Consider the following 14,904-nt stretch of genomic DNA (forward strand, 5'->3'; position numbering starts at 1 on the left):
CTTACTTCTCGGTCGTCTTGGAGGCCGCGCCGGACGCCGCCGACGCCGCCTGCTCGGCCGCCGAGGGCGGCGCCAGCAGCACCTTCTCGCCGGCCTTGACGCCATCGAGCACCTGCACCCGGGCGCCGTCCTGCAGGCCGGTGCGCACCTGGCGCGGGTTCTGCTTGTTCTTGGCGTCGACCACCTGCACGGCAAAGCGACCATCGTCGCCGCGTTCACCCAGCGCCACCATCGGCATCGTCAGCACCTTCTGCGCGCGGCCGGTCTCGATATTGACCTGCACCGTCATCTCCGGCAGCAGCTTGCGCGCCTTGTTCTCGACCTCGAACAGCACGTTGTAGAACACGGCGTTGCCGGCACGCTCGGGCACCGGCTGGATGACACGCACCTTGCCCTCATAACGCTGTGCCTCGCCGGCCAGCGTCACGAAGCGGGCCTGCTGGCCGACCTGGATCTGCGCGATATCGGCCTCGGGCACGCGGGCGCGGACGGTGATCTCGTCCAGATTCGCCAGCGTCACCATCACCGGCGTGATCTGCGCGGCAATCACCGTCTGGCCTTCCTGCACCGGCAGGTTGACCACGGTGCCGTCAATCGGCGCGGTGATGGCGGTGTAGCCCAGCGAGAGCTTGCGCTTGTCCAGCTCGGCCTGCAGGCGCTTCAGATTGGCACTCTGCCCGCGCAAATCAGCGTCCAGCTTGGCCAGATCGGTCTCGGCCCGCTCGGCCTCGGTGGCCGCCGTCGCGTCGCCAGCCAGCAGCCGGCGCTGGCGTTCGACTTCGCGGCGGGCAATCTTCAGATCGGCCTGGCGCACCTCGATCTGCGCCTGCTGCTGCGCGACGGCCGCCTCGGCCTGCGCCACCTCGCTGCGCGCCAGCTCCGGGTCCAGGCTGACCAGCAGCTCACCCTTCTTGACCTGCTGGCCCAGCTGCACATGCAGGCGCAAGACCTGGCCGCTGACCTGGGCGCCAACATCAACCTTCAGCCGCGGCTGCAGCACCCCGGCGGCCTGCACCGTCTGCGTGATATCGGCCAGGCTGACCTCGTCTGTGGGCGGCGGTGGCGGCGGTGGCGCTGGCGTCAGCGCCTTGTAGGCGGCATAGCTGCCGCCGATCAGGGCCAGCACGGCGAGGCGCAATTTCCAGGATTTGGCCCACTTGCCTAGCCTTGCTTTGTGATCGGCCTTCTTCTTGTTCTCGCTGTCCTGCACTGTCTCGCTCCCGCCCAAGATGTGTTGATGCGGGGGCAATGTAGCAGCGGAGCTGCGGATGGTTTCAGTCAAGCGATGTGTTGCCGCTTTGGCGGACCAAACGGCTTTAGACGGGCATCAATTGCAGGGCCGAAGAAACTCGTCAGTGCGGCATAGGTCCGACAACACGGCCGGCCACTCCTCGCGCGACACAGCGCCACGCTTGAGCTGATTGAACACTCTGCGTGTCAGCACGGGCGCCGCCACGCTGGTTCCAGCCATGCAAAACCGCTCGCCACTGCGGACCGCGGCTGCGGCGATGCTGGTCTGCTCATCATCTCGCTCACATGCTGCGTAGACCAGGGGCAGCAAGGTCAACCCTGCAGTTCGCGGGTCACGCTGAGGTCCGACGGACGAGTAACTCGCCACCCGGCCGCTGCTCAAGCGAAATCCTCCGGCGACCAGAGTATGTCGCCCTGTTGCCAAGTTACTCAGGCAATCGTCGTGGTCGTCAAGACTCAGGTCAAGCAGATGTGATTGCTCGACGTTGCGCAAGTAGTTTGGGTCATCACGCTCAACCCACACATCTACGACGATGCCTGCGTCCTCTGAGCCCGGGACATCACAAGCGAGCTCGATGTCCCAGACACCAGGTTCCAGCAGAGCGCCGTCGTCGTCAGCAGGGTTTGCGGTCGGCGCAAAAGCAAGCAGTGCCATGGCTCGCTCACCATTGGAGACCGACGTTTCGTGAAGCACTGCAGCGAGCGCCTGGCCCCTAACCGAATCGCGAAGCGTCTGCCACTCACCGGGCCGCACCCAATCACTCCAATCGCCCTCGGCAGTTCGAGTCCTGAGCTTGAGCGTGGCCGCTGGCGTCGGGGTGTACCAGCATTCTAGAAAAGTGTCGCTTGTTGCCCCTTCAGAAAGCTTAAGCCTCAGCTTTGCCGGCTTCTTGGCACTTGCAAGGCGCCTAGCGTGGCATTGCGCCTCACGCGCGTTGCCGGCACCCAGGACAATTGCAAAGTTCTTATCTCTCGCTTCAAGCAGTTCATCAAAGGCTTGTTCGATGAGGGAGCTGCCGTCATGCGGCCCTGCAAAAGTGCCGTAGCTGATGTTGACAACAAGTCTGGAGTCCTTTTCGCACCTGTCCATTGCATAGCGCACGCCATCCAGAAGATGTGCTGACAACGAGCCCCCAGAGCTGTCGGCGGCTGTCAGGGCAGGCAATTGCACGAAAAGCAGATCGGCGTTACTGGCCCCGCTGTCCGGTGCCCCCGTCAATGGATCGATGGTTCCACCAGCGGTTTCCAGCACATGAGAGCCGTGCGTTGCGTACCAGACGCGACGCCGTGGATCGTCATAGGCGATCAGGTAATCCAGTCCGCGATAGGCTCGCTGCTCATCGGTACAAGTGACTCCCAAACCACTGTGCAGTCGCTCGTACATTGCACTGAGGCTTGCCGAGTCGAGTTGCCGCCCATGCTCGAATGCGTGCACCGCTGCCCACACACTGCCAGGCTTGGGCGCTGTTGGCGAGTTGGACCCCTGATCCCACAAGGCCTTGATGCGCGTACCGGTTCGTCCCGGTCGGCTATCGCGATAGGCACTGTTGAGGAATGGGCAGCCGAAGTCAATCACCGCGATGGTATCGCCCAACTTTGGCGTGGCAGCATGCCGTTTCGCCTTGCTGGCCGCCCATTCGAAAACCGTTGGCTTGCTGAACGCAGCCTGGTCAACACTTTGGGCAAAGTAGCCATGAGCACTGCCCTCGGCAACCGATCGGGCATCTCGAAGCGGCACGGCAAGTTCCCATCGCAAGTTCAGCTCTTTGCTCAATCGAGGTAGGTCCTTACGCGCCAAAGTCGCGGTAAAGAAGAGACTGCGTTTTTGACCGCCTGGAATCTTCTGGTGGTACGCGGGCGCAATCTGCAGCAGCGTATGGCTGGCCAGCGCCTTGTCCAGTGTTGCCATATCTGGCGCCTTGGCCAGAATCCGCACCCTTGCTTCTCCTTGCAGCCAATCGCGATCCCGTTCTTCACGGACGAAGCTACGCCAGCCGCTCAGTTCGGCCCAGCGGGCGTACAGGTCCGGTAGCGCCTTAAGGTTCAGCGCCGAAGTTCCTTTGCCGTCTTTCGGTCCAGTCGGCGCTTGCAAAGCGCGCCCCCACTGCTGATACATGGCCTGCTCCTCGCTCAGACGCGCAATTGGTCAAGTTCGACACTCGCTGCCCGCCACAGTTTGGCCAAGACTTCCAGCGGTGCAACAGCAAACGAACTCCCGACAGGCAAGGCCCCATCGGTCCCTTGCGCGTTAGGCCTCTTATCGGGCACCTCATCAAGTACTGACTCAGCATGGATGACCAGGCTGCGCGGCTGAACATCCCCCCCCTGTGCCAGTGCCACAATCAAAGCTGCCAGACTTCGCCCGAGTTCATAGCCTGCCAAGCTGTCCATCGGGAAGTGCACCCCTGCAACCACACGGTTGAAAGCAATCCGACGCGCAAGCCTGTCAAGCGCTTCTGCTCGGCATTGACCTCTGGCAGATAGCAGCTCCGTCAGAAGCGCTGCATAGAGCGACGCGATCGTGGCATGCCCGCTTGGCAATGAACCATGGCCTGGCGTCGCGATCACCGGATGCAGTACAGCGCTACGCACGCAAGGCCGCTGCTCAGCGATCTCGTGCTTCAGTTGCATCAACAGCAAGCCGCCCCATTGCCACGCCACCGTCATTAGCTCCATCGTGTGCGGTGCCGCCTCCGCTGGGATGCCCGTGATCGACTCAAAGAAAGGAAAGAAGTCATCAGCCTGACTCAAGATCTCTGGCAATCGATCTTCACGCTCAACCGCGGCACGCAGTACCTTGTCAATCTGAACGTCGTAGTTGAACTGACCTGGTCTCGGTGCGATGAGTTGGATCACAGGCATGATTGGCAATGCCAGAGTCGTGCCTGCTTGACCCTGGGGACTGTTGCCGATGTGCCAGATTGCATGGCCGTTGACCACGCTTCGTCCGCACAGTGCCGCAACGACCGCCTGTATGCGAAATTGACTGGCCCAGCGCCACAATGGGTCAGCTTGCGCAGCATGCAGCGCTGCCCCACCTTGTGCCGGCAAGGGATATCGCGGATCGGCCGGTCGCGCGATACGCGCTTGAACCTTGCGCAGCGCTGTGGCCAGCAATGCTTCACTGCCACCTTCGTAGACCCAGCCAGGGTCTATGCCCACCCAGTCCTGGGGCTGATCTCCCGCAGCAAGCAGCTTTCCAAGAGGTGCAACAGGTGGGTGAACTGCGGCCATAGGCGCCACCGGAGGGTGCGCTGCCGCCCGTGGTGCCACGGGCGGATGCGCCGCGGCTCGAGGTGCCACGGGCGGATGAGTTGCGGCTCGCTCCGGTGCAGGTGCATTCATGGCGGCGCGCAGTGGCGCAGCGACGTTATTGAGCCATGCGCCTGGCGGCAATGAATAGCTGCTCATCAATGCGTTCCCTTCATTGTGGAGATTCCTTTGGTCTTCGGATTACGGGGGAAGACCCATAGCCCTCAGGGCTTGGCCTAGCATCACACCCGCGTCGGCATTCCTCCCCTGCGCATGCTGCAAAGGCCTGCCCACGCGGGCTTGCGGCTCCAGCTGGAGATAGCGGCTGAGGGCAGATTGGGCCTCGTCAACTCTCTCGTCATGCCACAGCGCTGCCACCAAAAGACGGTGCGATGGCGCATGCAGCGCGTTGTGCCGCACAGAGTCCCTGGCCCAATTCGCAGCGCAGTCGAATCGTCCACTGCAAAAGTTCGCCAGTGCACTGTAGGACTCAAACAAGAACCGGTTTGGATCCAGCGGTGATAGATCAATTGATTGCGCAGCAGCATGCAATGCCTGTTCGCGCTCTCCCAAGAGGCTGTGCAGCCCGGACGAAAGTGCCCACGCATAGGCATTTTGGGGATCGGCGGAAAGCGCCTGGCCATATGACAAACGCGCCGCAGCGAGGTCATTGTCGAAAATCACGCGCGTGAGCCCTTCGGCTGTCAGTGCGTCGACCTGCTGAGGGTTCAAATCGATCGCTCGCCGAGCACAGAAGCGCGCCTGCACAGCCTCTGCATCACCGTCGTCGGACCAGCCCTGAACAATCTTGAATACATGCCATTTCGCTTGCATGGCGTAACTGGCAGCTTGGCGAGGGTAGCGATTCGCCAAATGATCCAACAGGTCCTTTGCTTTGACGAACTCATTGCGCACCAGACTGTTCATCAACTCCCCCGCGCCGAGGTACAGCGAGTAGGCATTCAGGCTGTTCATCGGCAAACTACGCACACGCTCCAACTCCTGAGCGAGAACGCGCTGGCTCACCTGGCGAACTACGTATGGGATCAGTTCGTCCTGACCTTCAAAAAGGTCGCTCACCTTGGCAACCGAGCCCCCCGCCCAAATCACAGTTTCATCGCGTGCATCACACAGTTCGACGCGAAGTCGCACCCGATCTCCATTGCATACATAACTCCCAGAAAGGATGTATGTCACCCCCAGCAACCGATGCAATTGCAGGGGATTCCACGATTGCTCGGTCAGTGGTGCAGTTGAAAGCCGCGAGATCAGTCGCAAACCGGGGTGCATTGACAGCGCTGCGATCATGTCATCTGCCATTGCACAACCCAATGCAAGATCGTTCCCCTGTCCGCTGAACGGGATGACAGCGAGGCCTGGCCGGAGATCTGCGCTTTGATCCGGGGCCCACCGGTTATGGCCTGACGCGCCGGCGCTGACTCGAAAAGCGCGAACGGGCTGATCGATATGTTTTAAATAGCAGAGGCCAAGATCCTGCAGATGCATATTCAGGCCATCACGCAGTTGGCTTTGAACCTCTGCAGAAACGATCACATCACCCGGCTCAGCCAAGCCAGCCAGCCGCGCCGCCAAGTTGACCCCGGCTCCATAAACGTCTAGCTCGTCGACGACCATCTCGGAGACATGAATTCCAACGCGCAAGCCAATGGACAGCGCCTCGTCACAATGTAGATTGCAGACACTCAACTGCTTCAGCACCTCCTGGACCGCAGCCACCGCTTCATGCGGGCGCTCGAATTCCAGCAGCATGCCGTCGCCCAGGCTCTTCACCATGCGCCCCTGAAAGGCGGGCAGCACCGTGCTACGCACCTGATGAACGAGCCAGCGCCAACGCTCAATCACATCGTCTTCGTTACGCTGCATCAGGCGTACCGACTCGACCATGTCAACAACGGCAATAGTCTTGGTCTCCCGCTTGAAAAGCGGAAATCCGAAGTCGGCGATTCCGGCTGAGGTCATGCTGCCCGCTTTCCAATTTCTGCTCATCCCTATTCTGTGGGATGACCTTAACAGCGCACTCGGTATTTGCGCGCAAGCGGCTCAGCCCTCGGCGTGATCACCATGACAGGCACAGGCCTCGCCATGCGCAGCAGCCACCAGCTCTTCGAGGATGCCGCAGTGATGCCCGCTGTGGTCTGCGTCGCAGCGGGCCTTCAGCGCGACCAACTGGGCTTCGAGCGCGCGCATGCTGGCCAGGCGGGCGCGCACGCGGGCGAGCTGGGCATCGACCAGCCGGTCGACCTCGGCCAGAGCCTGCGCGTCCTGGGTCTGCAGGCTGCCCAGCAGGAGCGCCACATCGGCCAGCGACATGTCCAGCGCGCGGCAGTGGCGGATGAAGGCCAGGCGCTCCAGATGGGCCTGGCTGTAGTCGCGATAGCCGTTCGCGCTGCGTGCCGGGCCGGGCAGCAGCCCGCTCTTTTCGTAGAAACGGATGGTCTCGACATCGACCCCGGTGGCCTGACTCAACGCCCCGATGCGCATGGCTGTCCCCTGAAGCTTGGCCATCGAGCATAAGCGCTTGACTCTGGAGTGGCTACAGGCTGTGCAATCGAGCCCATGACACAGCAGCACGCCCACGCCGAGCACGAGCACGAACATCACCACGGCCATCATGGCCACGCCCCGGCATCCCCCTGCTGCGGCCACGATCACGGCCACCGGCACGACCCTGATCACGCGCACGCCCGCCCGCCCGCCGCCGCGCCGCTGCCCGGCGCCGCTGCAGGGTTCCACCGTACCCGCTTGCGCATCGCGGCGATGGACTGCCCGACCGAAGAGGCGCTGCTGCGCAAACTGCTGACGCCGCTGCCCGGCGTGGCCGCGCTGCATTTCGACCTGATCAACCGTGTGCTGACCGTTGACCACAGCCAGCCCGACACCGCGCCGCTGCTGGCCGCCGTCGGCCGTGCCGGCATGCAGGCCGAGCCGCTGCCGGACGGCGCCGCCACCCTGCCCGAAGCCCCAGCGCTGAGCCAGAACCAGCGTCGGCAACTGGCGCTGGCCGGCGTGTGTGCGATCGCCGCCGAGGCCTGGGCCTATGCCAGCGGCAGCGATCATGGCTGGGTCACCGGGGGGCTGGCCACCGCCACCGTGCTGCTGGGCGGCCTGACGACGCTGCGCAAGGGCTGGATCGCGCTGCGCAGCCTGACCATCAATATCCACCTGCTGATGACGCTGGCCGTCACCGGCGCTGTGCTGCTGGGCCAGTGGCCCGAGGCGGCCATGGTGGTCTGGCTGTTCGGCCTGGCCGAGGCGATCGAAGCGCTGAGCCTGGAGCGGGCCCGCCATGCGGTGCGGGCGCTGGGCGCGCTGGCGCCCGAGACGGCCTGGGTGCGCGAGGCCGACGACCAGTGGCGTGAACGGCCCACGGCCGGCATCGCCATCGACGCCCGGCTGCGCGTGCCGCCGGGCGAGCGCATCCCGCTGGACGCGGTGGTTGAAAGCGGACAATCGGCCGTCAATGAAGCGGCACTCACCGGCGAGGCGATGCCGGTGGCCAAGGCCGTGGGCGACACCGTGTTGGCCGGCTCGGTCAACGGCCTGGGCGCGCTGGAATTACGCGTGACCGCCACGCGCGGCCACACGCTGCTGGACCGCATGGCACAGGCGGTGCAGCAGGCGCAATCGCAACGCGCGCCGACGCAGCGCTTCATCGACCGCTTTGCCCGCGTCTACACCCCGGCCGTGGTGCTGCTGGCTATTGCGCTGGCGCTGCTGCCCCCGCTGCTGCTGGGGCAAGACCTGACCCCCTGGGCCTACAAGGCGCTGGTGCTGCTGGTGATCGCCTGCCCCTGTGCGCTGGTGATCTCGACGCCGGTGACCGTGGTCAGCGCGCTGACGGCCGCGGCGCGGCGCGGCATGCTGATCAAGGGCGGGCTCTATCTGGAACAGGCCCGGCAGCTGAAGACGGTGGCGATGGACAAGACCGGCACGCTGACCGAAGGCCGGCCGCGTCTGGTCAAGGTGCAGGCCTTGGGCGAGCTCAGCGAGGCCGAGGTGCTGCAGCGGGGCGCCAGCCTGAACGCGCTGTCCAGTCACCCGATTGCCAGCGCCTTGCTGGACGCCCAGGCCGCGGCATCGGCCGCGCCGCTCAGCGCGGTACAGGATTTCGAGGCCTTGCCCGGCCGGGGTGTGCAAGGGCGGATGGCCGGCGAGCGCTGGCAGCTGGGCACGGCCGCGCTGGCCGGCACGCCGCCCACGGTCGCGCAGCTGCAGGCCGCCGAGGCCTTGCAGCGAGCCGGCCACACCATCGCCTGGCTGTGCCGCGAGGGCGTGGCGCAGGGGCTGTTGGCAGTCAGCGATCCGCTGCGCGCACAAAGCCGCGAGGTCATCGAGGCGCTGCAGGCGCAGGGCCTGAGCGTGGTCATGCTCAGCGGCGATAACCGCGGCAGTGCGCTGCACGTGGCCAGCCAGCTGGGCCTGGCCGAACAGGCGGTGCAGGCGCCGCTGCTACCCGAGGCCAAGCTGGCGGCGATTGCGCGGTTGCGCGAGCAGGGCCTGGTGGCCATGGTCGGCGATGGCGTGAACGACGCGCCGGCGCTGGCCCGCGCCGATATCGGCATCGCGATGGGCGCCGCCGGCACCGCCGCCGCGCTGGAGACGGCCGATATCGCGCTGATGCAGGACGATCTGCGCCGGCTGCCGGAGCTGATTGCGCTGTCGCGCCGCACCCATCAGGTGCTGGTGCAGAACATCACCATCGCGCTGGGCCTGAAGGCCGGCGTGCTGGCGCTGACGCTGGCCGGCATCGCCTCGCTGTGGCTGGCGGTGTTCGCCGATGCCGGTGCGGCGCTGCTGGTGGTGCTCAACGGCCTGCGCCTGCTGCGGCGCTGAGCTTGTCGGCCAAGTACGGAGCGGCCGACAAAGTCCGGTCTCAACCATGACCTACGACACCCCCTGAGCCCTGCGGGCCTCGGGGGGAACCCGCAGTCGCAGGCGGTTACAAGGCGGCGACAATGCCGGGCCTGCCGCCCTGGCACCCCGGGGTGCCGGCGAGCCCCCTCCACAAGACAAGCGAACACACCGTGAGCAATCCCACCACCTTGACCGCACCGGGTCTGGCGCCGCGCGCCGCCGCCGTGGATGCCAACAGCATCCTCGGCCACCCGGCCAGCCTGTTTGTCCTGTTCTTCACCGAGATGTGGGAACGCTTCTCCTACTACGGGATGCGCGCCCTGCTGGTGCTGTTCCTGGTCTCCACTGCGGCCAAGGGCGGCTGGGGCTGGACCCGCGAAGAGGCCACCTCGCTGTACGGCTGGTACACCATGCTGGTGTATTTCACGCCCATCCTCGGCGGCTATATCGCCGACCGCATGCTGGGCACGCGCCGCTCGGTGCTGCTGGGCGCCTTTGTGATTGCCGCCGGTCACGCCTCGCTGTTCCTTGACACGCGGATGTCCTTCTTCATCGGCCTGGGCCTGGTGATTCTGGGCACCGGCCTGTTCAAGCCGAACATTTCGGCCATCGTCGGCCAGCTGTACAACAAGGACAACGAGTCCAAGCGCGACGGCGGCTACACGCTGTTCTATATGGGCGTCAACGCCGGTGCCTTCTTCGGCATCTCGCTGTGCGGCTATATCGGCGAGAAGATTTCCTGGAACCTCGGCTTCGGTCTGGCCGGCGTGTTCATGATTCTGGGCGCGCTGCAGTTCTTCTTCAGCCAGGGCATTTTTGGCGACATCGGCGGCACGCCCAAGACCGCTGCCGAGAACAAGGCTGCGGCCGCTGCCGACGACACCCCGGCGCACATCGTGCGTGATCGCCTGATCGCCATCGGCGTGTTCTCCTTCTTCACCATCTTCTTCTGGTTCGCCTTCGAGCAGGCCGGTGGCTCGATGACCATCTTTGCCGCCGACTACACCGACCGCACGCTGGTCGGCACCAGCGGCTTCACCTTCAAGGTCATCAACAGCCTGATGACGGTGATTCCGACGGCCATCCTGACCCTGCTGCTGGTCAAGCTGGCCGCCGGTACGGGCAAGCGCTACCCGCTGGGCAATCTGCTGCTGGTCGGTGCGCTGGCCGTCATCTGGGGTCTGGTGATCTGGATGCTGGGTCGCGAATTCGCGATGGACCAGTCCGAAGTGCCGGCCACCTGGTTCGGCGTGCTGAACTCCTTCTTCCTGGTCATCCTGGCACCGCTGTTCTCCAAGATGTGGGACAAGTACTGGAACCCGAGCGGCCCGGTGAAGTTCGGCGTCGGCCTGGTGCTGCTGGGCCTGGGCTTTGCCGCGCTGGCCTATGGCGCCTCCGGCATCCCCGCCGGTGCCAAGACCGCCCAGGTCAGCATGATCTACCTGACGCTGGCCTATCTGCTGCACACCATGGGTGAGCTGTGCGTGTCGCCGGTCGGCCTGTCCTACATCTCCAAGCTGGCTCCGGCCCGCCTGCTGGGCCTGATGTTCGGCTTCTGGTTCCTGAACACCGCGATCGCCAACAAGATCGCCGGCTCCACCGGTTCCTACATCGACCACATCTCCGCCACCTACTCGATGAGCGGCTTCTTCCTGATCTTCACCATCATCCCGGTCGGCGCCGGCGTGGTGCTGATGCTGATGAGCAAGTGGGTCACCAAGAAGATGCACGGCGTGCACTGAGCGCCGATCCTTCGCTCAGAACAAGAAAGGCCACGCATGCGTGGCCTTTTTCATTTCAGCGCCGATCGTGGCTCAATGCCCGCCCAGATACGCCGCCTTCACCGCCGGATCGTTCTTCAGCTTGGCGGCCGGGCCGTGCACCGCGATGCGGCCGTTCTCCAGCACATAGCCGTAGTCGGCCACATTCAGCGCGGCGGCGGCGAATTGCTCGACCAGCAGCATGGTCACGCCCTCCTGACGCAGGAGCGCAATGATGCGAAAGACCTCGTCGACCAGAATCGGCGCCAGGCCCATCGAGGGCTCGTCGAGCAGCACGACCTCGGGGTTCATCATCATCGCCCGGGCCATGGCCAGCATCTGCTGTTCGCCGCCTGAGAGCGTGCCGGCCAGCTGCTGGCGGCGCTCCTTCAGGCGCGGGAAGTAGACGAAGGCGCGCTCCAGATCGGCATTGACATCGCCACGCACACGCGCGCCGGTCAGCCGCGGGAAGGCGCCGAGCAGCAGGTTGTCGGTCACCGTCATCGTCGCGAACACGCGCCGGCCTTCGGGCGAATGGGCCAGGCCACGGCGGGCGATGCGGTGCGATTCCTCACCGGTGATGTCGTGGCCACCGAGGCTGATGCGGCCTTCGCGTGGCGCGATCATGCCGGAGATGGCGCGCATCGTCGTCGTCTTGCCGGCGCCGTTGCTGCCGATCAAGGTCACGACCTGACCCTTGGGCACCTCCAGGCTGATGCCGTGGAGCACCTCGACCTTGCCGTAGCCGGCGTGCAGATTGCTGATGCTGAGCATGGTGTGGCTCCTCAAGCCGGATGCAGGCTGGCCGCGTCACCGCCGAGGTAGGCCTCGACCACCTTGGGATCGGACTGCACCTGGGCCGGCGTGCCCTCGGCGATCTTCTGCCCGAAGTCCAGCACCGAGACGGTGTCGCAGATGCCCATCACCACGTCCATATGGTGTTCGATCAGGATCACCGTGATGCCGTGCTGGCGGATCTTCTCGATGATGGCGACCAGCTCCTTGATGTCCGGCGCGGTCAGGCCGGCGGCCGGTTCGTCAAGCAAGAGCAGCTGCGGGTTCAGCGCCAGCGCACGGGCGATCTCCAGCAGGCGCTGCTTGCCATAGGGCAGATTGCGCGCCTCCTCGCCGGCCAGATCGGAAAGGCCGACAAAGCTCAACAGCGCATGGGCCCGCGCCGCGCCGGCGTCACGCTCGCGCCGGTAGCGCGGCGCATCGAGCGCCACATCGAGCAGCCGGCTCTTGAAGCTGTGATGCAGGCCGACCAGCACGTTCTGCTGCGCCGTCATCTCGCCGAACAGCTGCACGTTCTGGAAGGTCCGCGCGATGCCGGACAAGGCGATGTCTGACGAGGTGCGGCCAACCACCGAACGGCCCTCAAAGGCGATGCTGCCGGCGGTCGGCACATAGATGCCGGTCAGCACATTCATCATCGTGCTCTTGCCCGAACCATTGGGGCCGATCAGGCCATGGATGCTGCCGCGGCGCACGCGCAGATCGACGTTGTTCAGCGCCTTCAATCCGCCGAATTGCATCAGCACGCCGCCGGCCTCCAGCAGCTGCTCGCTGCCCGAGCCGGCCGGGTGCTGCAGCGCCGATTGGGTCTGTGCCAGCGCGCGGGTCGCCTCGGCATCGCTGCTGGCATGGCCTTGCAGGTTCAGCGCATTGCGCACAAAGCCGATGATGCCGTCCTGCAGGAAATAGACCACGAAGAGCGTGATCACGCCGAACACCGAGAGCCGCCAATCGGTCATCGTCGTCAGCACGAAGGACACGCCGGCCAGCGCGATGCTGCCCAGCACCGGAATCGCGACCTGGCCGAGGCGGCGCTTGCCACGCGCGACCAACCAGCCCGCGCCCAAGGTCATCAGCACCGCCAGCGGCACCGAGACCATGCGGAACAGCTCCAGATCATCGAGCAGCTTGGGCAGCATCACGATGATGGCGGCGCCGAGCAAGGCGCCGCTGCGCGTCTTGCGGCCGCCCATGATGATGGCCAGCAGGAACAGCACCGTCAGCTCGAAGTTATAGGTGTTCGGCGAGATGTACTGCTCCGAATACGCATAGAGCGCGCCGGCCAGCCCGGCCAGGCCGGCACTGATGACGAAGGCGTAGACCTTGTACTGGTAGACCGACACGCCCATGCAATCCGAGGCCACCGGGCTGCCGCGCAGCGCCTCGAAGGCCCGGCCCAGGTGCGAGCGCAGCACCCGGTGCACAAAGATCAGCGCGCCCAGCAGCAGCACGACAACCAGCCAGTAGTACTCGGTCTCGTCCAGCTGATGACCAAACAGCGAGGGCTTGCTCAGCGTGATGCCCATCGGCCCCTCGGTGAGAAAGCTCATCTCGTTGATCAGGATCTGGATGATGGTGCCGAAGGCCAGCGTCACCATCGCCAGATAGGGCCCACTGACGCGCAGCGCCGGCAGGGCCAGCAGCGCGCCGAAGCCGGCGGTGACGACGACGGCCGCCGGCAGCGTCAGCCACACCGGCGCAGCGAGCTTGAGCACCAGCACGCCGGCGGTGTAGGCGCCGATGCCGAACAGCCCCGCATGGCCCAGCGAGACCTGCCCGGTGTAGCCAACAACGATGTCCAGGCCGAACAGCACGATCGCATAGATCATGATGGTCTCGACCAGGTGGATGTAGTACGGATTGCCCGAGACCAGCGGAAAGCCGCCGACCAGCGCGATGGCGATCAGCGCCGCAAGAAGTTGCTTGGCTTTCATCGCTCAGACTTTCTTGATGGCAGATTTACCGAAGAGCCCGGCCGGCTTGACCGCCAGCACAATCAGCAGCAGCACCAGCCCGGGCACATCCTTGTAGCCGGTGGACAGGTAGAAGCCGGTGGTCGTCTCGGCCACGCCGAGGATGATGCCGCCGACGACGATGCCCATGCCGCTGGTCAGCCCGCCGATGATGGCCACGGCGAAGGCCTTCAGCCCGAGCACCGCGCCCATGGTCGCGCCGGTCAAAGTCAGCGGCGCGATCAGCACGCCGGCAAAGGCGGCGGTCAGCGAGGACAAGGCGTAGCTGAAGGTGATCACCATCCCGGTGTTGATGCCCATCAGCTTGGCCGCGTCACGGTCATTGAAGGTCGCGACCACCGCCTTGCCGTAGATGGACTTGCGGTTGAACAACTCCACCGCCAGCATCATCAGCAGCGCGCCGACGATGACCAGCAGCTCCATCGGCAGCACATTGGCGCCCAGCACGTGGATCGGCGCCTCGGGCAGCGGCGAGGGGAACTTCAGGTCGTCGCGGCCCCAGAGGTTCTCGGCCACGTTCTTGAAGATGATGCCCAGCGCGATCGTCGACATGATCCAGCCGAACTCCGACTTCATCTTGATCGCCGGCCGCACGCCGATGCGCTCGACCACCGCCCCCTGCAGCGCGCCAAACAGACAGACCAGCGGCAGCATCAGCCAGTAGTTCAGCCCGGTGTTGACCAGCGAGAGGCCGACCAGCGCGCCCAGCATCAGCGCCTCGCCCTGGCCGAAGTTCAGCGTGTCGGAGGTCGCGAAGGTCAGCTGATAGCCGAAGGCGATGACGGCGTAAATCATGCCCAGGGCAATGCCGCTGAACACCAGTTGGGTCAGGATCTGCATGGAACACTCCAGCGGGATAGTGGCAACGGCCTCGGCTTGCTGCTCGGCTCATCGGACGCTCGGCGGCGATGCATGACAAACACCACCAATGCAGACCACAGAGACACAGAGCCACAGAGGCATTCAGAACCTCAGGGGCTTGGTGTTCTCTGTGTCTC

Annotated in this window: 10 protein-coding genes; 2 read left to right on the top strand and 8 right to left on the bottom strand. The window is 64.8% G+C overall.

The annotated features are described in order from the left end of the window. Nucleotide 1 precedes the first annotated feature (1 nt). The 5 genes from RQP53_RS17300 to RQP53_RS17320 form a co-directional block, all read right to left on the bottom strand. Nucleotides 2-1,210 carry an efflux RND transporter periplasmic adaptor subunit gene (locus tag RQP53_RS17300; protein WP_315651926.1) on the bottom strand — a complete coding sequence of 403 codons (1,209 nt, stop codon included), beginning with the start codon at nucleotides 1,208-1,210 and terminating at the stop codon, nucleotides 2-4. A gap of 117 nt (nucleotides 1,211-1,327) precedes the next feature. Continuing rightward, nucleotides 1,328-3,367: a S8 family serine peptidase gene (locus RQP53_RS17305; protein WP_315651927.1), complete on the bottom strand. Its 2,040-nt coding sequence runs from the start codon at nucleotides 3,365-3,367 to the stop codon at nucleotides 1,328-1,330. A gap of 14 nt (nucleotides 3,368-3,381) precedes the next feature. Next, nucleotides 3,382-4,485 carry a phosphatase PAP2 family protein gene (locus RQP53_RS17310; protein ID WP_315651928.1) on the bottom strand — a complete coding sequence of 368 codons (1,104 nt, stop codon included), beginning with the start codon at nucleotides 4,483-4,485 and terminating at the stop codon, nucleotides 3,382-3,384. 219 nt (nucleotides 4,486-4,704) lie between these two features. Beyond that, the gene (locus tag RQP53_RS17315; RefSeq protein ID WP_315651929.1) at nucleotides 4,705-6,510 is read right to left on the bottom strand and encodes an adenylate/guanylate cyclase domain-containing protein; all 1,806 of its coding nucleotides are present in this window, start codon (nucleotides 6,508-6,510) and stop codon (nucleotides 4,705-4,707) included. 54 nt (nucleotides 6,511-6,564) lie between these two features. Further along, entirely contained in the window at nucleotides 6,565-7,005 is a 441-nt protein-coding gene (locus RQP53_RS17320; RefSeq protein ID WP_315651930.1) for a Cd(II)/Pb(II)-responsive transcriptional regulator, read from the bottom strand. A 75-nt stretch (nucleotides 7,006-7,080) separates the two neighbouring features. Here RQP53_RS17320 and RQP53_RS17325 point away from each other — a divergent pair, with 75 nt between their 5' ends. After that, on the top strand, nucleotides 7,081-9,357 hold the full coding sequence (locus tag RQP53_RS17325) for a heavy metal translocating P-type ATPase (RefSeq protein WP_315651931.1): 2,277 nt from the start codon (nucleotides 7,081-7,083) through the stop codon (nucleotides 9,355-9,357). A 191-nt stretch (nucleotides 9,358-9,548) separates the two neighbouring features. Continuing rightward, on the top strand, nucleotides 9,549-11,120 hold the full coding sequence (locus RQP53_RS17330) for a peptide MFS transporter (RefSeq protein WP_315651932.1): 1,572 nt from the start codon (nucleotides 9,549-9,551) through the stop codon (nucleotides 11,118-11,120). 72 nt (nucleotides 11,121-11,192) lie between these two features. On the opposite strand, the gene RQP53_RS17335 is transcribed toward RQP53_RS17330, so the two are convergent. The 3 genes from RQP53_RS17335 to RQP53_RS17345 are packed head-to-tail and all read right to left on the bottom strand — an operon-like array spanning nucleotide 11,193 to nucleotide 14,746. Next, nucleotides 11,193-11,912, bottom strand: coding sequence for an ABC transporter ATP-binding protein (locus RQP53_RS17335; RefSeq protein WP_315651933.1), 720 nt, complete (start codon nucleotides 11,910-11,912; stop codon nucleotides 11,193-11,195). Between the two features lie 11 nt (nucleotides 11,913-11,923). Then, nucleotides 11,924-13,867 carry a branched-chain amino acid ABC transporter ATP-binding protein/permease gene (locus RQP53_RS17340; protein WP_315651934.1) on the bottom strand — a complete coding sequence of 648 codons (1,944 nt, stop codon included), beginning with the start codon at nucleotides 13,865-13,867 and terminating at the stop codon, nucleotides 11,924-11,926. Between the two features lie 3 nt (nucleotides 13,868-13,870). Beyond that, nucleotides 13,871-14,746: a branched-chain amino acid ABC transporter permease gene (locus RQP53_RS17345; protein WP_315651935.1), complete on the bottom strand. Its 876-nt coding sequence runs from the start codon at nucleotides 14,744-14,746 to the stop codon at nucleotides 13,871-13,873. Nucleotides 14,747-14,904: the final 158 nt, after the last annotated feature.

It is taken from the genome of Roseateles aquae (assembly GCF_032337115.1).
Taxonomy (GTDB): Bacteria; Pseudomonadota; Gammaproteobacteria; order Burkholderiales; family Burkholderiaceae_C; genus Roseateles_C; species Roseateles_C aquae.